Origin of the sequence: Amycolatopsis circi (assembly GCF_003385235.1) — a bacterium.
Taxonomy (GTDB): Bacteria; Actinomycetota; Actinomycetes; order Mycobacteriales; family Pseudonocardiaceae; genus Amycolatopsis; species Amycolatopsis circi.
In genome coordinates this window covers 47,564-65,847 of the sequence record NZ_PQIA01000001.1, presented here as the reverse complement: position 1 = coordinate 65,847, position 18,284 = coordinate 47,564, and the positions used below count along the sequence as shown (strand labels likewise).

Sequence of the window (18,284 nt, the reverse complement as noted above, 5' to 3'; positions counted from 1 at the left end):
ATCTCCGCCGTGAAGCGGTCCGGCGGCCGCCAGGCCCCGCCCGCGAGGGCGGTCGTCGTCGGTCCCCCGGGCCGGTTCCGGGTCCGGTCGCTTCCGTCCACTGTGGAGCATCCGCCCGTCCCGGCGCCGCGCTGTTCCGGCGACCGCCGCGCTCTGGCGAGCGTTCCCTCCCGCCGATACCCTTGAGGCCGCCCCGGATTACCCGAAAGTCTCCGGCCGGACCGTCCACCGTGGACATCCGCGCAGCTCCAGCACTATTTCCGGAAGTCAAACGGGTTCCGCCCGATTTACCCGGTTCCTCCACGGTGATCTGGAGCACACCTTAAGTCCAGCCTAGGTGTGCTGCGTCACGCGGTCCGGTACCGCTAGCGTCACGCAACCATGGAATCCACAGTGGTCGCCAAAGAGGGCGACAACTACACGAAAGCACTGGGCAATCGCCAGGTGCAGATGATCGCGATCGGCGGGGCGATCGGGGTCGGGCTCTTCCTCGGCGCGGGCGGGCGGCTCCACGAAGCGGGACCTTCGCTGGTCCTTTCCTACGCGCTGTGCGGCATCGCGGCGTACTTCGTGATGCGGGCGCTCGGCGAACTCGTCATGCACCGGCCCAGCTCCGGCAGTTTCGTGACGTATGCCCGCGAGTTCATCGGCCCGTGGGCCGGGTTCGTCTCCGGCTGGATGTACTGGCTGAACTGGGCGATGACCGGGATCGCGGAGATCACCGCGGTCGCGATCTACGTGCACAAGTGGCTGCCGGACGTGCCGCAGTGGATCACCGCGCTGGTCGCGCTCGGCGTGCTGATGGCGGTCAACCTGCTGAGCGTGAAGCTGTTCGGGGAACTGGAGTTCTGGTTCTCCGTCGTGAAGGTCCTCGCGATCGTCGTGTTCCTGGTGACCGCGCTCGGGCTCGTGTTCACCGGCGCGAACATCGGCGGCACCACCGCCGGCGTGCACAACCTCACCGACCACGGCGGGTTCTTCCCGGCCGGTGTCGGCATCGCGCTGATGACGCTGCAGGCGGTCGTGTTCGCCTACTCCGCGATCGAGGTCGTCGGCATCGCGGCCGGCGAGACCAAGGACGCGCGCAAGGTGCTGCCGAAGGCGATCAACGGCGTCGTGTGGCGGATCGGCGTGTTCTACGTCGGTTCCGTGCTGCTGCTGGCGATGCTGATGCCGTGGCCGTTCTACAACGGCGGCGAAAGCCCGTTCGTCACGGTGTTCTCGCGGCTGGGCATCGGCGGCATCGGCGACGTGATGAACGCCGTCGTCCTCACCGCCGCGCTTTCCTCGTGCAACTCGGGGCTTTACTCCACCGGCCGCATCCTCCGCGCCCTCGCCGACGAGGGCGAGGCGCCGAAATTCGTCGGCAAGATGAACTCGCGGCACGTGCCCTACGGCGGAATTCTCTTCACGTCGGTGGCCTACGTCCTCGGCGTGGTGCTGAACTACATCGTGCCGTCGAAGGCCTTCGACATCGCCACCGCGATCGCGTCACTCGGCGTGGTCGCGACCTGGGCGACCCTGGTGTTCTCCCAGATGCGCATGCGCCAGGCGGCGTTGCGCGGCGAACTGGAGCGGCCGAGCTACCGCATGCCCGGCGCGCCGTACACCGGCTGGGCCACGCTCGGCTTCCTCGTGCTGGTCGTGGCGCTGATGGGATTCTCCGACGGAGCCGAGAAGATCGCGTTCTACTCGATCCCGGCGATCGTCGTGGTCCTGGCCGTCGGCTGGCGGCTGGTGTCCCGCAGGCGGCAGGCGCGCACCGGCGCCTGAGCGGAGCCCGCGTTCCCCCATCCCCGCGAACGCGGCACCGGCCCGGCCGCCCTTCCGGCACCTCCGGAAGGGCGGCCGGGTTCTTTCACCACAACGGGAAGTCGACCCCGTGCTCCGACTCCGGCCGCGGCCCGAAGATCCGCCGCTGCGCCTCCTCGATGCGCCGGTCGTTGATCGACGCCTCGCGCCGGCTCATCAGCCCGTTTTCGGCGAACTCCCACAGTTCGTTGCCGTAGCTGCGCCACCATTGCCCGTCCGCGTCGCGGCTCTCGTACTGGAACCGGACGGCGATGCGGTTCTCGCGGAACCCCCAAAGTCCCTTGCGCAGCGCGTAATCCTGCTCGCGCTCCCACTTCGCGGCGAGGAACCCGACGATCGCGGCGCGGCCAACCACGTGCGTGTCTCGGTTGCGCCACACGGAATCCGGCGTGTACGCGAGCGACACCTTCTCCGGATCTCGCGTATTCCACGCGTCTTCGGCCGCCTGGACCTTCTTCAGCGCGGCGGACAGGTCGAACGGCGGGAACGGGGGCCGCGATTCGGTCATGGCCGGGGTCCTTTCACTTGATGAGCTGGGGATTGCGCGGGTACGGCGTGTGCGCGACCTGACGTGGTGCGGGCCGCCCGGAAACGATGCGTCGCACCTCGAACCGAACGATCCGGCCGGTGTAGCCGTCGTCGCCGGAACGGCCCGCTTCTCCCCATTCGATCGCGGCGGTGCCGGAGACCTGCAAGGCCTGGCCGGTGGCGAAGTCGAAGAAGAGCAGTGCGGCTTCCGGGTTCGCGGCGAGGTTGCCGAGGCTGTTGAACAGGTTGTTGCCGGGATAATCGGGCCACCACAAGGCATTTCCCTCGACGCGGACGAATCCGGGCGCGCCGCCGCGATGGGACGCGTCCGCGCCGTGGCCAGGGTTGATGGTGCCGAGGAAGAATGTGTCGGCTGCTTGGATCAGCTCGGTGTCGCCATCGCTCAGTTCGGTGCGTTCTTGTACCGGTGCTACTGGCTCGGCTTCTTCGGACAGGACGCGCTGCTGGATGTATTGCGGGCAGTTGCCGTACGCCTGCTCGATGTCCACGATCAGGTGGTCTTCGGCCGAAGTGGCGAGGCTGCCGTTGATCCGGACGCGGCGGCGAGTGGCGAACTCGATGCTCGTCAGGCCGACCTGCTGCCCAGGCTGGAGCCCGTGCAACGGATCGCCCTTCGGGAGCCCACTGCGGATCGCGAGCGTCGTCGCCGATCTGGTTTCCAGGAACCCCGGCGGGCCGATGATCGGCGAGGTCCACAGCCGCCCGTCGACGTCGCGTCCGGTCAGGACAAGGAAGGTCCGTTCGGCCAGGAACCCCGCCATCCCCGCGGAAATCCCGGCAGGCTCGGCCATCCGGGACAGGCGCGCGGCCTGCCGTTCGACTCCGGCCTCGCGTTGGACAGCCAGCTCTCCGGCGTGGAAGACCTGCTGGATCACCGAGTTCATGCCACCTCCTTTTCTCACGGGTTACGCGTTGATGTTCCGTGAGGAGTTCTAGCAGTCGCTTCTCACGGATGCAACCCGTTCCACCCGTGATACGGTCTCGGTCATGGGGATGCTGCCGCACGAGGTCGTGCCGGTCCGCCTGATGGCGACCGTCTGGGCCGACACGAGCGGGCTCCACGACGACCTGCGCACCCGCGAAGACCTCGACGCGTGGCTCGACGACGTCGGCATCGAGCGCGGGGCTCGGCACTCGTCCGCCGCCGAACTCGCGCTGGCGCGACGGCTTCGCGACGCCGTCCGCCGTCTCGCCGCCCAAGTCACTGCGGACGATCGACAACCCGCGATCCTTGAGTTGGATACCGCCCTCGGCGACTTGAACGACCTAGTGACCCACCTGCCGGTCCCCCAGTTGACCTTCGTGGCCGGGAAATTGCAGGAGAGTTCGTCGCGCGGCACTTCGCCTGTGGTCACCGGATTAGCCCGCGTGGCGCGAGAATCGATCGCGCTTTTAGGCGGGCCCGAAGCGGCGAAGCTGCGCGCCTGTTACGCGCCGGGTTGCGTGCTCTACTTCATGAAGACGCATCCGCGCCGCGAATGGTGCTCCGTCGCCTGCGGCAACCGAGCGCGCGCCGCACGGCATTACGAGAAGATCCGGTCGGCGCGCTGACTCATCCCAGCAGCACCACCGCCGTTTCCGCCGCGCGCTCGAAGACGTTCTGCGCGACCCGCATTCCCGCCATCACGACCGCGCCCTCGTGCAGCAACATGATCTGTTCGGCGACCTTGTGCGGATCGGAAACCCCGGCCGATTCGGCCAATTCGACGAAAACGCCGAGCATCCACCGTTTGCTCTCGGTCACCACCGCATACGCCGGATGCGCGGGATCGCTGATCTCCGCGTGCGCGTTGATCATGCTGCAGCCCTTGCCGCCGTACTTCTTCGCCCAAGCCTCGGACGCGTCGAACGCCGCCGCCAGCCGGTCCCGCGGAGCCGCCCCGGCCTTCTCCAGCCACTCGCCCAAGAACTCTCGCCAGCGCGCGTCCCGGTCGGCCAAATACTCCACGACCAGCCGATCCTTCGAGCCGAACCGGTCGTAGAGGGTCTTCTTCGTGACCCCCGCCTTCGCCGCGATGACGTCGACGCCTACCGCGTGGATCCCCCGCTCGTAGAACAACTCCGACGCGGCTGTCAGCACCGCGTGCGCCTTCGGCGTCCAGTCGATCGTCATGGCACCAGTGTATACCGATCTGTATAGTCCGGTGCCATGAGTAAACAGATCGGTATAGTCGGAGCGGCGGTCCTGTTCGTGGCGTGCTGGTCGTCCGGGTTCATCGGCGCGAAACTCGGCGCGGAGGACGCCTCTGTCCCGACCGTGCTCATGTGGCGGTTTCTGCCGCTGGCGCTGGTGCTGGCGCCGTTTCTGCGCCTGCGACCGGTCGGCGAACTGGGCAGGCACGTTCTGATCGGCCTGCTGTCGCAGTCGGGCTACCTGCTCACCGTCTACTGGGCGATCGGCGAAGGCGTCAGCACCGGCACGACCGCCCTCATCGACGGCGTGCAACCGCTGGTCGCCGCCGCGGCCGCCGGTCCGTTGCTCGGCGTCGCCGCGACCGGACGGCAATGGCTCGGACTCGCACTGGGGCTCGTCGGCGTCGTGCTCGTCAGCTGGTCGGACGCCGCGTCGCACGCCCCGGCTTGGGCGTATCTGATCCCGTTCGCCGGAATGCTCGGGCTAGTCGCCTCCACCGTGCTCGAACGCCGCGCTCGCGTGCCCGCTCCCCCGTTGCGCGCGCTGGCCATCCACTGCGCCACGTCAGCGGTCGTGTTCACTGCCCTCGCGCTGGCGACCGGGAGCGCGGTGCCGCCCGCGTCCGGGCACTTCTGGTTCGCCCTGACCTGGCTGGTGGTGCTGGCGACCTTCGGCGGATACGGGTTGTATTGGCTGCTCGTCGGACGGATCGGCATGACCTCGGTGAACAGCCTGATGTTCCTGATCGCGCCGGTCACGTCGGTGTGGGGCACGCTGCTGTTCGGCGAACCGTTCACCGTGCTGACCGGCGTTGGGCTCGGGCTGGCCTTGGTCGCGGCCGTCGTCGCTAACGGACGGGTCAGCCGCCGTACCTCTGCTGAACGACCGACGGAGTCTCCAGGTTCTTCCCCGCGTCCATGTTCTGCGCGAGCCGGAGGTACTGGCCTTCCGCCCACATCAACGGCGCCGCGCTCCCGGTCGGACGGCCCAGCCCGAAGCACGCGGCGTCGGCGCGATCCCACACCTGCTCGGGAATGAAGTAGCCGTCGTTCGCCGCGTCCGCCATCGACTTCAGGTACACCGCCGCCGAACGCCCGTTGGCCAGCTCGTACTCGCCGCGCTCGCCGGACAGGACCGGCCAGAGCCGCCCGAACCGCTGCGGCCCGTTGGCCGGCCAGCCGGTGCAGGCCGTGGTGCTCTCGCCGTAGTTGTCGTGCGGGTAGCGGTGGAAGTAGATGTCGCCGTTCGGGGTCGTCACCTGCGTCGGCGCGTTGCCGTCGCGGGCCGCCGCCGTCGGCGTCACCGACTCGGCGATCTCCGGATCCGCCGGGGCGCGGACCCCGAGCCGGACCAGGTCGAGGAACCCGAAGTCGACGACGTCGTGCTCGTAGAAACAGCCCTCGTCAAAGCAGATCTGGCCAGTGTCGTTCGGGTCGGTTCCCTTGTCGATCCGCTCGTAATACGTGTGACCGCCCCAGTAACCGGAGGTCGTCCGCGTCCAGCTGTCGAGCTGCGCCCGCCACGAGTCCGCGGTGGACTCCCACTGCTGCGCCGCCGCGGTATCGCCGTTGGCCCGCGCGATCGCCCCGGCCGTGACCAGCCCGGCGACCTCCGCCGCGATCGACGACGGCGACCGGCCGTACTGCTCCTCCCACCGCTCGGTCGTCGCGGGCCCGCTCGTCCGGATGTGCTCGGCCGTCACCTTGACCCGCGCGTACGTCGTCGCGTCGGTGAGCCCAGTCATCCAGGCGAGAAGGATCGCGTCGGAATCCTGGTCGAGCTGCTCGCAACAGCCGAGCTGCTGCGGCGTCGCCCCTTGGACCCCGCTCACCGGGCTGTACCGCGGAAACGCGCCCGCCGGGTACGTCGTCCCGTCGCCTTGCACAGGCGCGGAAATCCACTGCGAGGACCAGAGGAACTGCGCCATCCGCTTCGCCTGCGCCGCGTCGCCGGCCGCGAGCAGCCCGGTGGCCTGCTGGTACAGATCGCGGCCCCACACGCGGTGGTAGCCGTCGTTGAGCGCATCGCCGTTCACGACGTCGCCCCACGGCGTGGCGAGCCCCGCGACACTCGCGCCGCGATGCGTCTTGTCCTCCGCCGCGTGCAACGCCATCAGCGCGACGTAATACGCCCTCCGCTGCCGCTCGTCGCCCGCCACACTGCCCGGCGCCGCCTTCAGGCTGCCGACATACTCCTCCCACCCGCGCCGATACGCCTGCTCAAGATTGTCGAACCCGCTCGCCAGCGACCCGTCCGCGGACGCCGCCGCGCCCCGCGCGTCACTCCCGTACCCGAGTGCGACCGAGAACGTCGTGTCCTGCCCGACCGGGATCTGTCCACATTGGACTATATTGCCGTAATTGGTGGAATCGAATTGATTCGCAAGACGTTGATGTGCCCGCAAGTCTACCAGGCAATCGCTCGCGGCGCCGGAATATCCGTTGTCGTGCGCGACGAACCCCGTCGAGGCGCGCAACGCCGACGCCACAGTCGTCTTTGCTCCGAACAACTCTTCGGTCCCACTGGCCGTCAGCCCAGTCCCGTCCCACGCCGCGGTGTCGTTCGCCGCGCCGCCCGCCATCGACGGATTCGCGAGCAGGTAAACCTGGTACTGCCCGCCGTCAAGCGACTGAAACCGGGTGCGGGTAAGAAGAGTCGGCCGTCCGGAGTCGGTGACGTACGTCGTGGTGATGCGATAACGACCGTTCTTGGCGGTGTTCGTGACCGTGTACTCGAGCGCCTTCTCGTCCGGCATCGAGACGACGTGGTCCGTCGCATCGCGCTCCAAGTCCACAAAGGACTTTCCGTCCGTGACGACGTACTGCATGTCCTGCATGTTGGCGACGTCCGCACGCGGATAGAAGACCTCGGACGTAACGCCCCTCGCGACGGTGAACCACAACGGGCTCGCAGTTCCGGCAGCGGTCCCGAGGGCGGATTTGTCCCCGGTTGTCCAGGATGACGGCCCGCCGCAGCAATCCCCCGGCGCGCCTCCCGCCACTTGGCGCGCCTCGGCCAGCGTCGCCGTGCTTCCGGCCGCTCTGCCTGCCATCGAACCGGGCTTCGCCCCCACTTCCGCGGGCGCGATCCCTTGCCCCACCACTGAAATCCCCACGACCGCGACCACCGCCGCCGCCCGTCCCCACTTCCCACCGACCATGCCGCTCATGCTGCCCGCCGCCACTGCCCGGAACAACAGCCGAACGGTGGGAACCGCCTCGCCGCGCTCGCTCGTCCCCGCGGTGCTCCGATACTCCCACCCGATGGAGTGACCGCGAAGGCCCGGAAACTGTCGTACCCGGATGGTCTCCTTATTCCCGAAGCGGCGCCCGCCCCCGGGACCGCGCTGAACAGAGGAGCGTCACATGGCCATCGAAACCGTCCGCATTGTCATCCGAGACCTGCTCGCAGACCCGCGCGCTCGATGGGGAGAACCTGCAGAAAACGTCGCCGGAACCTTCATCGTGCGGACCTCGACGCATGATCGGGCCGGTCAGCCTGACCGGCAGTCGAGCACCGGTCTTGACGCGACGGGCAGGTTGGGTCCACGTCGTCGGCGAACAACGATCGCTCTGCCCCGCTTCCCGATGTCTTTCATGCGGGTTCTGATCGGTGTTTCCTCGATCATCTCGGCGACGGCGCCCGCGACAGGCCCACCGGAGTCGAGATCAAGCCCGGGAGCAGGGCGCGGCGCTCCTGCTCGACCGCGCTCATGCATTCATCACGGCTGAACGCGCAAAACTGTTGATACACGGCAAACGATCGAGGCTCATCGATCGTCAGAATCGCCGCCATGGACTTGGTGGCACACAATCAGGGAGTTTGTCATGGCTGGAGAAACTGTCATCACAGTGGTCGGGAATCTGACTTCAGACCCCGAACTGCGATTCACCCCGTCCGGCGCGGCGGTCGCGAATTTCACGGTCGCGTCGACGCCTCGCACCCTCGACCGGCAGTCCGGCGAATGGAAGGACGGCGAGGCGCTGTTCCTCAGGTGCAGCGTGTGGCGGCAGGCAGCGGAAAATGTCGCCGAGAGCCTCACCCGAGGGGCGAGGGTCCTGGTCACCGGACGTTTGGTGCAACGGTCTTTCGAGACCAAGGAGGGCGAGAAGCGCACCGTAGTCGAACTGCAGGTGGACGAGATCGGTCCGTCTCTGCGGTATGCCACCGCGAAGGTCACCAAGGCCAGCCGAAACAACGGCGAAACGAGCGGCCCGGGCGGAGACAGCTGGGGCCCCGCGCCGGTGTCGGCCGGAGTCGGCGCGAGTGAGGAGCCGCCCTTCTGATCGCTCCACGTCGGCGGCCGCGGCTGTCGTCCGCTCCTGCCCGCAGCTCCGGGTGCCGCAGCCCAACCTGCCCATAACTGGACCATCTCGCAAACCGTCTCGACTACCGCAGCCATCAACAGGCCCTATCGACGATTTCGGAGCCGCCATCGCGACCACAACTCTGCAGACCGACGACGCCTGGTGCCGCGATGGCCTCCGGCCAGCCCGCTCGGAACGCACCGTCGTCACCGCCGACGCCTCGGCAGCGCTCATCTCCGCGAACCGGAGGCGACGCCGCCGCAAGCCGACCTCCGACGGAAGCACACTGCCACCGTCACCGCCACCGGCGACTCGGCGGCGCTCACCCGCCGCAACCCGGAGGCCGCGCCGCCGCAAGCCAACCCCAGACGCAAGCACACCGTCGCCAACGACTCGTAGCGCTCACCCTCCGCGAACCGGAGACCACACCGCCACAAGCCGATCTCTAGTGGAAGCGCACAGTCGCCACCACCGATGCCTCGGCGGCGCTCATCTCCGCGAACCGGAGGCGACGCCGCCGCGGGCCGACCTCTGACGCCGGAAAGCCACCGCCCGCGCGGGGGGTGGCGTCCGCATCACCGACCGGCGGCCGGATGCGGGGGTCCGCCCACAGACAAGGCGAACCCCCGCACAGGTCCGGTCGATCGTCACCGTCCGCCACGCTCGCCGCGGCGTACCGCTCAGCCCTAGTCACACCTGGTATTCGCCGGAGCCGCCGGAAGTGTTCATCCCGGCCGCGCCGCACCAGTGGTCTGGTCCTTTCCGCAAAAGGTCCATACCACTGGGCGAAGAGCCGACTATCGGCCCTGACCGGCCGGCAATTGCGCTGGTAGCTTCCGTTTCATGCCCGCATCTCGCCGGACCAAGGCCGGAATCCCTGTCCTCGCCGCGATTTCCGTACTGCTGCTGGCTCCGCTCTCCGCGCCAGCCGCCCAGGCCGCACCCGCCGGGCATCCCGGCGTCAGCGTGCGAGACGAATGCAGCACCCCGTCGATCAACCGGCTGCAGAAGTGGCTGGCCAGCGGCGAAGGAACGACCGTCCCGCCCACCGGAAGCCTCCTCGTCCCCGAAGGCGACGGCTACGCGGCGAAGGTCGTCTTCCAGAACAACGAATGGCACGTCGCCGTGGTCTGGCTGGGCAACCAGTTCGACGCACAGGCCGACCTCAGCCATTCCACCGGATTCTGGCTGACCTACAGCGCCGACGACGACTTCTACGTCCAGTTGCGCCCCGCCTCGCACTGGAGCGGCGGCGACAAATGGCTGACCCGCATCCCCTCGACCGGCGGCCAACTGGTCCGCACATTCTTCCCGTTCGACCCCGCTTCGTGGACCTGGCTTCCCGAACTGGGCCAGCCGCAGTACTCTTTCGCCTCCGCGCTGACCGAAGCCCGCGGCCTTGTTTTCGTCGGCAAGACCCCCAACAACCTCGACTTCCGCGAACTCCTCATCGACGGCTACCAGCCGCCGTGCCTCTGACTCCCGCCAAGGTTCCGGAGCCCGGCAGTTCGGGACTAGCTTCGTCCCGAACTGCCGGGCCCGCAGCCATTCCCCGCCGCACCAGGCTTCGAGCCGCCCGCTAGTTCTGCACGGTCGGCCGGATCGTGATGTCGCCGATCTCCACGTCGTCCGGCTGCTCGATCGCGAACGCGATCGCCCGCGCCACCGCGGCGGGATCCAGCGCGAACTCCTCGACCCGCCGCCGAATCCGTTCCCGCTCCGCCGGATCGTCGATCGAATCCGCCAGCTCCGTCCGGACGAACCCCGGCGACACCGACGTCGTCCGGAGCACCCCGTCCGTCGATTCCTGCCGCAGCGCCTCCAGAATCGTCCGCACAGCGTTCTTCGTCCCGGCATAAACCGCCTGCCCGGGCACGATCTTCAACCCAGCCGTCGACACGGTCGTCACCAGATGCCCCCGGCCCTGCCGCCGGAAAACGGGCAGTGCGGCCGCGATCCCGTTCAGCACCCCGCGCACGTTCACGTCGATCATCGCCGACCAGCCATCGACATCGACGTCCGCCACCGGCCCCAGTTTGGCGATCCCCGCGTTGCCGACCAGCACGTCGAGCCGACCGAACTCCTCGACCGCCCGCTGGACGAGCCGGTCCAGATCCGCGCGCTGAGTCACGTCGGCGACACACGCGACCGCGCGCCCACCTTCGTCGCGGATTTCCTTCACCAGCGCGTCGAGCCGATCTTCGCGGCGCGCACCCAGGACGACCGCCGCACCCCGAGCGGCGAGCAACCGGCCGGTCGCCTCGCCGATTCCGCTGCTCGCCCCGGTGATGGCGACGACTTTCCCAGTCAGCTCGGACATTCCTACCCCTGACACTTAAATGGACACGTGTCCGCACAGCTTACCGGACACGTGTCCGAATCGGCGAGAGGGCACGGGCGGCATCAGCATCGGCTGGAGCGCAGTCAAAGAAGCGTGAGCGCCGCCGGAGTCCGGCCCCGCGCCAGGTCATGCTCAACCGACCGAACGACCACCGGAGAAAGGCCCGCAGGTGAGCGACCTAGCTGCCGCACTGATGCTGATCGGCGTATTCATTGCCTTCGCCCTGACCTTGCGCGCTGCCCAGCGGCGCCTGACCCGCGATCAGCAGCAGTGCTCGCCCCGCCAGGCCCCGAGCCCTTCGCGCACCGCGACCGCGGCGATCGCCAATGCCGCGGCCGGATCCGCCCAGCTCCAGCCGAACAGCGCATTCACCAGCAGCCCGACCAGCAACACCCCGGAAAGGTAAGTGCAGAGGAGCGTCTGCTTCGAATCGGCGACGGCGCTCGCGGAGCCGAGTTCCCGGCCCGCCCGGCGTTGCGCAGCCGACAGCACGGGCATCACGACCAAGGACACCGCGGCGAGCACGATCCCCACCGTCGAGTGCGAAGCCTCGCTTCCGAACAGCGACCGCACCGAATCGACCGTGACATACGCCGCCAACAGGAAAAACGACACCGCGATCACCCGCAGCGCGGCCCGTTCCCGGCGTTCCGGATCCGCGCTGGCGAACTGCCACGCCACAGCCACCGCGGACAGCACCTCGGCCACCGAGTCGAGTCCGAACGCGATAAGCGCCGACGACGACGCGATCGTCCCGGCCGACACCGCGACGATCGCCTCGACCACGTTGTACGTGATCGTCCCGGCGACCAGCCACCGCACTCGCCGACGCAAAACTGTGCGCCTCTCGACGTCCAGCGACCGGCCGACCGCCGCATCGCCGCAGGTACCCGCGTGACAGCAGGAATCCTCTGCAGTCACCGGGTCTCCTCGTCGCACGCATCCGTCGGTGCCACCGCCAGAACCACCTTCGTCAGCTCCGACAACGCGTGCGCCAGATGCGGATCGGCGATCGCGTACCGGACCTGCCGGCCCTCGTACGTCGCGATCACCAGCCCGCACCCGCGCAGGCACGCGAGATGATTCGAGACATTCGACCGGCTCAACTCCAGCTCCGAAGCCAGCTGCGCCGGGTACACGACCCCGTCCAGCAGCGCCACGAGAATCCGGCAGCGAGTCGGATCCGCCAGCGCGCGGCCGAGCCGGGCGAGCGCCAGTTCGCGAGTCTCAGAGGTCAGCACAGCCGAAACAGTACAGCACTCGCTGAATCAAATACACTGGCGAAGTGGACAACCTCCTCGGCGACTTCCTCCGCGCCCGGCGCGAGCGGGTCTCCCCTGCCGACGTCGGGCTGCCGGACACCGGACGCCGCCGCGTACAAGGACTGCGCCGCGAGGAACTCGCGCTCCTGGCGGGAATCAGCAGCGACTACTACATCCGGCTGGAACAGGGGCGCGACCAGAACCCGTCCGCGCAGGTGCTCGACGCGCTGGCCCGGGCCCTCGGCCTGGACGAAGCCTCCCGCCGGCACCTGCACCAGCTGGCGGCCCCGGCCCGACCCGGCCAAGCCGAGCCGAGGGTGCCCGCGAGCATCGTCGAACTGATCTCCACTTGGACGACAAACCCGGCGTACGTCCAAGACCGGCTCACCAACGTCCTCGCCGCAAACCCCGTCGCCGCAGCGGTTTCGCCGAACTACGCAGTCGGCCGGAACCTGCTCCGCGCGATCTTCCTCGACCCGGCCGAACGAGACCTGCGCCGCGACTGGGGCCAGATGGCGGCCGACGGCGTCGCCGGCCTGCGCGCCGCACTCGGCCCCGACATCGCCGATCCCGTCGCGGCCGAACTCATCGCCGGCCTCGCCGCCGGCAGCGAACAGTTCCGGGATCTCTGGGCCCGGCACGACGTCAAACCGCGCACCGGGCACGTCGTCCGCTTCCGCCACCCGGCTGTCGGAGAACTCGATCTGCACAGCGACAAACTCGATATCCCCGGCCCGGTGAGCTTGCAGCTGGTGGTCTTCCACGCGACACCCGGGACGCGCGACGCCGACGCACTCGCCGCACTGGCAGACCTGGTTCCCGCGCGATAGCACCAGAAACCGGGCCGGAGCACGTAATGCCCCAGCCCGGCTCCCGTCAGTCGGCCGCTTCGAACTCGCGCACCGCGTCCAGTGCGGCGCCCATCGCGGCGTTGCCCTCGCGTTCGATCATGATCTCGACCAGCACCGGCCGCCGGGTGCGTTCGGCTTCCTTGCGCGCCCATTCGAGCGACGACCGGATCTCGCCCGGGTCCTCGACGCGCGTGCCGGCGCAGCCGTAGGCCTCCATGATCTTCACGTTGTCCGTGCCGCGGTCGTCGTAGTGGATGTCGACCTGGTAGTTCATCTCGTACGGCAGCTCGGACTGGCGGATCAGGCCCAGGTACTCGTTGTTCAGCATGACGAGCACGAACCCGACGTCGTACTGCGCGGCGACCGCCAGCTCCTCCACCAGGAACTGGAACGAGTAGTCGCCGACCACGCCGACGACCTCCGCGTCCGGCCGGGCCTTCTTGACGCCGATCGCGGCCGGGATCTCCCAGCCGAGCGGGCCGGCCTGTCCGCACACCTGGTAGTGCCGCGGCAGGTGCGCGCGCTGGAACTGCCCGGACCAGATCTGGTACAGCCCGATCGCGGTGACGAAGTACGTCTCCGGCCCGTAGAACTCGTTGAGTTCCTTGAACACCCGCGGCGCCTTGATCGGCGTGCAGTCGAAGTCTTCCTTGCGCGGCAGCTCGGCCTTGAGGTCGCCGAGCCGCTTGACCCACGCGCGGTCCCGCGCCGGAGCGGTGCGCGCGTCGAGCGCCGCCAGCAGCGCTTCCAGGAACTCGCGCGTGTGCGAGACGACGCCGAGGTCCGGACCGAACACCTTGCCCAGCTGCGTCGGCTCGATGTCGACGTGGATGAACTTCCGGTCGCCGCGGTACACCGACAGCTCGCCGGTGTGCCGGTCGCCGAACCGCGCGCCCAGCGCCAGCACCAGGTCGGATTCCAGGAACGCCGCGTTGGCCCAGCGCTGCGACGTCTGGATGCCCGCCATGCCGGCGAACAGCTCGTGGTCCTCGGGGAAACTGCCCTTGCCCATCAGCGTGACGCCGACCGGGACGCCGAGCCGTTCCGCGAGCCGCCGCAACGGGTCGCTCGCCTCGCCGAGCACGACGCCGCCGCCGGCCAGGATCAGCGGGCGTTCGGCGGCGAGCAGCATGTCCAGCGCCCGCTCGACCCGCGCCGGCGACGGTTTGACCGTGCTGACCGGCAGCGCCGAATCGATCGACGAATCCCACTCGATCATCTGCTTCTGCACGTCGATCGGGAGGTCGATGAGCACCGGGCCGGGCCGTCCGGACCGCGCGATCCGGAACGCCTCGCGGAAGATCCACGGCAGCTGCGCGGCTTCCTTCACCTGGACCGCCCACTTCGTGACCGGCCGCGCGATCTCGACGATGTCGACCGCCTGGAACGCTTCCTGGTGCAGCTTCGTCGTCGCGGCCTGCCCGGTGATGCAGAGGATCGGCACGGAATCCGCGTGCGCGGTGTAGAGGCCGGTGATCATGTTGGTGCCGGCCGGGCCGGACGTGCCGATCGCGACGCCGACGTTGCCGGTCGTGCGCGCCCAGCCGTCGGCCATGTGCGTCGCGCCTTCTTCGTGGCGGACCACGAGATGGTCGATGCCGCGGCCCTGCATCGCCTCGTACAGCGGCAGGATCGCCGCGCCGGGGCAGCCGAAGGCGACGTCGATCCCTTCGTCGACCAGCACGTCGACGACTGCCTGCATAGCGGGGACCTGGGCCATGGTCAAACCTCCTCGGACGAGCGGCCGGACAGTTCTTCGACGACCTTCAGCAGCGCGGAGTGGTCCAGCGAGCCGTAGCCCATCGCCCGCCCGGCCGCGACCACCAGCGCGACCAGGCCGGTCAGCGGGAGCGCCACGTCGGACTGGCGCGCCGCGGCGAGCGCGATGCCCATGTCCTTGTGGTGCAGGTCGATCCGGAAGCCCGGCTCGAACTGCCGCGCGACCATCGACTTCCGTTTCAGTTCCAGGATCCGGCTGCCGGCGAGCCCGCCCGCCAGCACGTCGAGCCCGGTGCCCGCGTCCACTCCGGACGCTTCCAGCAGCACGATCGCCTCGGCGACCAGCCCGTAGATCCCGCCGACCACCAGCTGGTTGGCCGCCTTCACGACCTGTCCCGCGCCGTGTGGGCCGACGTGCGTGACGGTCTTGCCCAGGGTGTCGAAAACCGGCTTCGCCGCGGCGAAATCGGCCTCGTCGCCGCCGACCATAATGGACAGTGCGGCCTGCTCGGCACCCGCCTGGCCGCCGGACACCGGCGCGTCCAGCACGCGGATCCCCTTGGCCGCACCGGCTTTCGCGACCTCGATCGAGGTTTCCGGCCGGATGGTGCTCATGTCGGCCAGCAGCGTGCCGGGCGCGATCGCGTCGAGCACTCCGCCGGGGGCGAGCACGACCTGCTCGACCTGCGGGTGGTTCGGCAGCATGGTGATCACGACTTCGGCCCCGGACACCGCGTCGGCGACGTCCTCGGCCGCGCGGCCGCCCGCGGCTTCCAGTTTGGCCAGCGCGTCGGCGTTGAGGTCGAACCCGCTCACCTCGTGTCCGGCGGCGGCCAGGTGCGCGGCCATCGGCGTGCCCATCACGCCCAGTCCGATGAACCCGATCTTGCTCATCAGTTTCCCCTTCGCTCGTACGGCAGCCAGGCCAGCGAGTCCACAGTGGAACCGTCCGGTTTGTATTCGATGCCCACCGGTCCGGCGTAGCCCGCCTCCTGCAGCTTTTCCAGATGTCCTTCGAGATCCAGCTCCCCCGTGCCCGGCTGGTGCCGGCCCGGCGCGTCGGCGATCTGCACGTGCCCGGTGCGCGGGGTGTGGCGGGCGATCACGGTGTCGAGGTCGTCGCCGTTGACCGCCAGGTGGTAGAGGTCCGCGAGCAGCCGGACGTTGTCCAGGCCCAGCTCGTCGAGCACCGCGACCGCGTCGGCCGCGGTCTTCAGCGGGTACGCCGGGGTGCCGGACAGCGGTTCGAGCACCAGCTGCGCGCCGATGCCCTCGGCCGCCTTCGCCGCGGTCGCGAGGTGAGTGCGGGCCAGCTCGTCCTGTTCGGACGGTTCGATCCCGTCGATCCGGTTGCCGTACAGCGCGTTGAAGCTGCGGCAGCCGAGCCGTTCGGCGAGCCCCAGCGCGACCGTCAGGCTCGTCGCGAACTCCGTCTCGCGGCCCACCCACGACACGAGCCCGCGCTCGCCCGCGGCCATGTCGCCCGCGTAGAAGTTCAGCCCGGTCAACTGGACGCCCGCCTGCTCGACCGACCGCGCGAACCGGTCGACGTCGGCCCCGGACGGGTCGGCGCTGTCGAACGGCCACCAGTACTCCACCTTGGTGAAGCCCGCTGCCCGAGCGGCCTGCGCGCGCTCGAGCAGCGGGAGTTCGGTGAACAGGATCGACAGGTTGGCGGTGTAGGGCAGCGAGTGCCGCTCCCCGGCGGGACCGGTCATGAGTACCTCGGCTCCTCACATCTCGATCAGCTAATTTCGCTTTGTGGAAGTTTTCTTCCGTAGTTCGAGAATAGCTGGACGCGGAGGCTTCGGTCAACGGGCAGCGGGCAGGTTTCCCCGGGGCGTGCGGGCGGCAAGATCCACAGCAGCGTCGCTCGACTCCGACGCGCGCGGGTGACAGAGCGGGGATTCTGAACCCCATCGTCCACAGTGGTCAGAGTTTAATCCACTGTAGACAGTCGTGCGGTTTTCGTTTCAGCCGACCGGAATCGCCGCGGCCGTACGATTGAGCAACTCGATCGCGGCGTGGACGTGGCGCAGGGCGGGCGCCTGGACGCCGGTCAGGTCCGCGAGTTCCACGACCGCGCCGATGATCGCGTCGATCTCCAGTGGTTTGCCCGCTTCCAGGTCCTGCAGCATGGACGTCTTGTGGTGGCCGACCCGCCACGCGCCGTCGATCCGCTTCTCCACGGAGACCTGCGGATCCGCGCCCGCCGCACGGGCGATCGCGAGAGTCTCGGTCATCATCGCCGCGACGAGCGCACGGGTTTCGTCGTGCTCGCATATCTGCGCCATGGTCGCGCGGGTGAGCGCGGACAGCGGATTGAACGCGACGTTGCCCATCAGCTTGACCCAGATGTCGTCGCGCAGCCTCGGTTCGACCGGAGCCTTGAGCCCGCCCGCGACCATCGCATCGGCGAGATTCCGGCAGCGGACGGAAACCTCTCCGGACGGTTCGCCGAGGGAAAACCGCGTGCCCTCGAGATGCCGGATGACACCCGGCTCCTCGATGACGGTCGAGCAGTAGACGACACAGCCGATCGCCCGCTCGACCGCGAGCACCCGGCTGGTCGCCCCGCCGGGATCGACCGCTTCGACGCGATGCCCGGCCAGCGGATGACCGGCCAGCCCGTGGAAATACCACCACGGAATGCCGTTCTGCGCCGCGACGAGCGCGGTGTTCTGCTGAAGCAGCGGCTCCAGGAGGTCGCCGCAGTCCGGGTACGAATGTGCTTTGAGGCCAAGGAAAACGTAGTCGACCGGTCCGATCTCGCGCGGGTCGGACGTGACGTGCGGACGCGCCGTGAAGTCGCCGCGCGGACTCAGGACCCGCACGCCGTCCGCCGCCATCGCCGCGAGGTGCGCCCCGCGGGCGACGAGGTGGACATCGGTGCCGCCGCGATGGAGTGCCGCGCCGACATATGCGCCAATCGCCCCTGCGCCCAGAACCGCCACCCGCATGGTTGCCTCCCGGTCCGGATCCTGCCGACGTTAGATTGCATACAGTATCCCGCCTGGTGTCGGCGAGGCCAGGGTCTGGTCATCGGAAGCGGCGATGACAAACGACGGTGCGGCACTGCGGCACTGCGGCACTGCGGCACTGCGGCACTGCGGCACTGCGGCACTGCGGCACTGCGGCACTGCGGCACTGCGGCACTGCGGCACTGCGGCACTGCGGCACTGCGGCACTGCGGCACTGCGGAGGCAGGATCGGGTCCGTCGACGCTACGGAGCAAGGATGCCCGCACTCCGCGTGACGAGACGGGGCGGTGGTTCTGCACGCCGGTGCGCGTGCCGAGTTTCGAGCACG

At 68.9% G+C, this 18,284-nt stretch carries 16 protein-coding genes and 1 pseudogene; 6 read left to right on the top strand and 11 right to left on the bottom strand.

All coding sequences use genetic code 11. The features are described 5' to 3' along the window. The first annotated feature begins 381 nt into the window (after positions 1–381). Positions 382–1,773, top strand: a complete 1,392-nt coding sequence (locus D0D37_RS00280; protein WP_116198429.1) for an amino acid permease — start codon at positions 382–384, stop codon at positions 1,771–1,773. Positions 1,774–1,858: 85 nt separating this feature from the next. Here D0D37_RS00280 and D0D37_RS00275 read toward each other — a convergent pair whose 3' ends face one another. Together D0D37_RS00275 and D0D37_RS00270 are read right to left on the bottom strand one after the other, a co-directional pair. Further along, positions 1,859–2,320: a nuclear transport factor 2 family protein gene (locus tag D0D37_RS00275; RefSeq protein WP_116198428.1), complete on the bottom strand. Its 462-nt coding sequence runs from the start codon at positions 2,318–2,320 to the stop codon at positions 1,859–1,861. Positions 2,321–2,333: 13 nt separating this feature from the next. Continuing rightward, positions 2,334–3,245 (bottom strand): pyridoxamine 5'-phosphate oxidase family protein, encoded by a 912-nt coding sequence (locus D0D37_RS00270; protein ID WP_116198427.1) that lies wholly within the window; start codon positions 3,243–3,245, stop codon positions 2,334–2,336. A 103-nt stretch (positions 3,246–3,348) separates the two neighbouring features. Between D0D37_RS00270 and D0D37_RS00265 the strand changes: the two genes are divergently transcribed. Continuing rightward, positions 3,349–3,912, top strand: coding sequence for a CGNR zinc finger domain-containing protein (locus D0D37_RS00265; RefSeq protein ID WP_116198426.1), 564 nt, complete (start codon positions 3,349–3,351; stop codon positions 3,910–3,912). A 1-nt stretch (position 3,913) separates the two neighbouring features. Here the strand turns inward: D0D37_RS00265 and D0D37_RS00260 are convergent, their stop codons facing one another. Continuing rightward, positions 3,914–4,474 (bottom strand): TetR/AcrR family transcriptional regulator, encoded by a 561-nt coding sequence (locus D0D37_RS00260; protein ID WP_116198425.1) that lies wholly within the window; start codon positions 4,472–4,474, stop codon positions 3,914–3,916. 36 nt (positions 4,475–4,510) lie between these two features. Here D0D37_RS00260 and D0D37_RS00255 point away from each other — a divergent pair. Continuing rightward, positions 4,511–5,332 (top strand): annotated as a pseudogene (locus D0D37_RS00255) (DMT family transporter); the annotation flags it as partial. A gap of 22 nt (positions 5,333–5,354) precedes the next feature. Here the strand turns inward: D0D37_RS00255 and D0D37_RS00250 are convergent. Next, the gene (locus tag D0D37_RS00250; protein WP_425266883.1) at positions 5,355–7,547 is read right to left on the bottom strand and encodes a glycoside hydrolase family 15 protein; all 2,193 of its coding nucleotides are present in this window, start codon (positions 7,545–7,547) and stop codon (positions 5,355–5,357) included. A 775-nt stretch (positions 7,548–8,322) separates the two neighbouring features. Between D0D37_RS00250 and D0D37_RS00245 the strand changes: the two genes are divergently transcribed. After that, a complete protein-coding gene (locus D0D37_RS00245) occupies positions 8,323–8,781 on the top strand; it encodes a single-stranded DNA-binding protein (RefSeq protein ID WP_116198424.1) in 459 nt (152 codons plus the stop codon). Between the two features lie 864 nt (positions 8,782–9,645). Further along, positions 9,646–10,281 (top strand): hypothetical protein, encoded by a 636-nt coding sequence (locus tag D0D37_RS00235; protein ID WP_116198422.1) that lies wholly within the window; start codon positions 9,646–9,648, stop codon positions 10,279–10,281. A 100-nt stretch (positions 10,282–10,381) separates the two neighbouring features. Here D0D37_RS00235 and D0D37_RS00230 read toward each other — a convergent pair whose 3' ends face one another. The 3 genes from D0D37_RS00230 to cmtR all read right to left on the bottom strand — a co-directional run bounded on the left by D0D37_RS00230 (position 10,382) and on the right by cmtR (position 12,384). After that, positions 10,382–11,122, bottom strand: a complete 741-nt coding sequence (locus tag D0D37_RS00230) for an SDR family oxidoreductase (protein WP_116198421.1) — start codon at positions 11,120–11,122, stop codon at positions 10,382–10,384. A 282-nt stretch (positions 11,123–11,404) separates the two neighbouring features. Beyond that, on the bottom strand, positions 11,405–12,001 hold the full coding sequence (locus D0D37_RS00225; protein ID WP_244223328.1) for a cation efflux transmembrane domain-containing protein: 597 nt from the start codon (positions 11,999–12,001) through the stop codon (positions 11,405–11,407). Between the two features lie 59 nt (positions 12,002–12,060). Further along, a complete protein-coding gene (gene cmtR / locus D0D37_RS00220) occupies positions 12,061–12,384 on the bottom strand; it encodes a Cd(II)/Pb(II)-sensing metalloregulatory transcriptional regulator CmtR (protein ID WP_116198419.1) in 324 nt (107 codons plus the stop codon). Between the two features lie 44 nt (positions 12,385–12,428). Here cmtR and D0D37_RS00215 point away from each other — a divergent pair, with 44 nt between their 5' ends. Beyond that, positions 12,429–13,235 (top strand): helix-turn-helix transcriptional regulator, encoded by an 807-nt coding sequence (locus D0D37_RS00215; protein WP_116198418.1) that lies wholly within the window; start codon positions 12,429–12,431, stop codon positions 13,233–13,235. A gap of 46 nt (positions 13,236–13,281) precedes the next feature. Here D0D37_RS00215 and gcl read toward each other — a convergent pair whose 3' ends face one another. From gcl to D0D37_RS00195, 4 genes are all read right to left on the bottom strand, one after another. Next, positions 13,282–14,976: a glyoxylate carboligase gene (gene gcl / locus D0D37_RS00210; protein ID WP_116198417.1), complete on the bottom strand. Its 1,695-nt coding sequence runs from the start codon at positions 14,974–14,976 to the stop codon at positions 13,282–13,284. 2 nt (positions 14,977–14,978) lie between these two features. Further along, a complete protein-coding gene (locus D0D37_RS00205) occupies positions 14,979–15,869 on the bottom strand; it encodes a 2-hydroxy-3-oxopropionate reductase (protein WP_116198416.1) in 891 nt (296 codons plus the stop codon). Next, positions 15,869–16,693, bottom strand: a complete 825-nt coding sequence (locus D0D37_RS00200) for a hydroxypyruvate isomerase family protein (protein WP_116198415.1) — start codon at positions 16,691–16,693, stop codon at positions 15,869–15,871. Before D0D37_RS00200 ends, D0D37_RS00205 begins: the two co-directional genes overlap by 1 nt. Positions 16,694–16,948: 255 nt before the next feature. Beyond that, the gene (locus tag D0D37_RS00195) at positions 16,949–17,935 is read right to left on the bottom strand and encodes a 2-dehydropantoate 2-reductase (protein WP_116198414.1); all 987 of its coding nucleotides are present in this window, start codon (positions 17,933–17,935) and stop codon (positions 16,949–16,951) included. Between the last annotated feature and the right edge of the window lie 349 nt (positions 17,936–18,284).

Bases quoted from the DNA above. Each gene is read 5' to 3' on its own strand.
- D0D37_RS00280 (WP_116198429.1), top strand. From the start codon at position 382: ATGGAATCCACAGTGGTCGCCAAAGAGGGCGACAACTACACGAAAGCA.
- D0D37_RS00275 (WP_116198428.1), bottom strand. From the start codon at position 2,320: ATGACCGAATCGCGGCCCCCGTTCCCGCCGTTCGACCTGTCCGCCGCG.
- D0D37_RS00270 (WP_116198427.1), bottom strand. From the start codon at position 3,245: ATGAACTCGGTGATCCAGCAGGTCTTCCACGCCGGAGAGCTGGCTGTC.
- D0D37_RS00265 (WP_116198426.1), top strand. From the start codon at position 3,349: ATGGGGATGCTGCCGCACGAGGTCGTGCCGGTCCGCCTGATGGCGACC.
- D0D37_RS00260 (WP_116198425.1), bottom strand. From the start codon at position 4,474: ATGACGATCGACTGGACGCCGAAGGCGCACGCGGTGCTGACAGCCGCG.
- D0D37_RS00250 (WP_425266883.1), bottom strand. From the start codon at position 7,547: ATGGCAGGCAGAGCGGCCGGAAGCACGGCGACGCTGGCCGAGGCGCGC.
- D0D37_RS00245 (WP_116198424.1), top strand. From the start codon at position 8,323: ATGGCTGGAGAAACTGTCATCACAGTGGTCGGGAATCTGACTTCAGAC.
- D0D37_RS00235 (WP_116198422.1), top strand. From the start codon at position 9,646: ATGCCCGCATCTCGCCGGACCAAGGCCGGAATCCCTGTCCTCGCCGCG.
- D0D37_RS00230 (WP_116198421.1), bottom strand. From the start codon at position 11,122: ATGTCCGAGCTGACTGGGAAAGTCGTCGCCATCACCGGGGCGAGCAGC.
- gcl (WP_116198417.1), bottom strand. From the start codon at position 14,976: ATGGCCCAGGTCCCCGCTATGCAGGCAGTCGTCGACGTGCTGGTCGAC.
- D0D37_RS00205 (WP_116198416.1), bottom strand. From the start codon at position 15,869: ATGAGCAAGATCGGGTTCATCGGACTGGGCGTGATGGGCACGCCGATG.
- D0D37_RS00200 (WP_116198415.1), bottom strand. From the start codon at position 16,693: ATGACCGGTCCCGCCGGGGAGCGGCACTCGCTGCCCTACACCGCCAAC.
- D0D37_RS00195 (WP_116198414.1), bottom strand. From the start codon at position 17,935: ATGCGGGTGGCGGTTCTGGGCGCAGGGGCGATTGGCGCATATGTCGGC.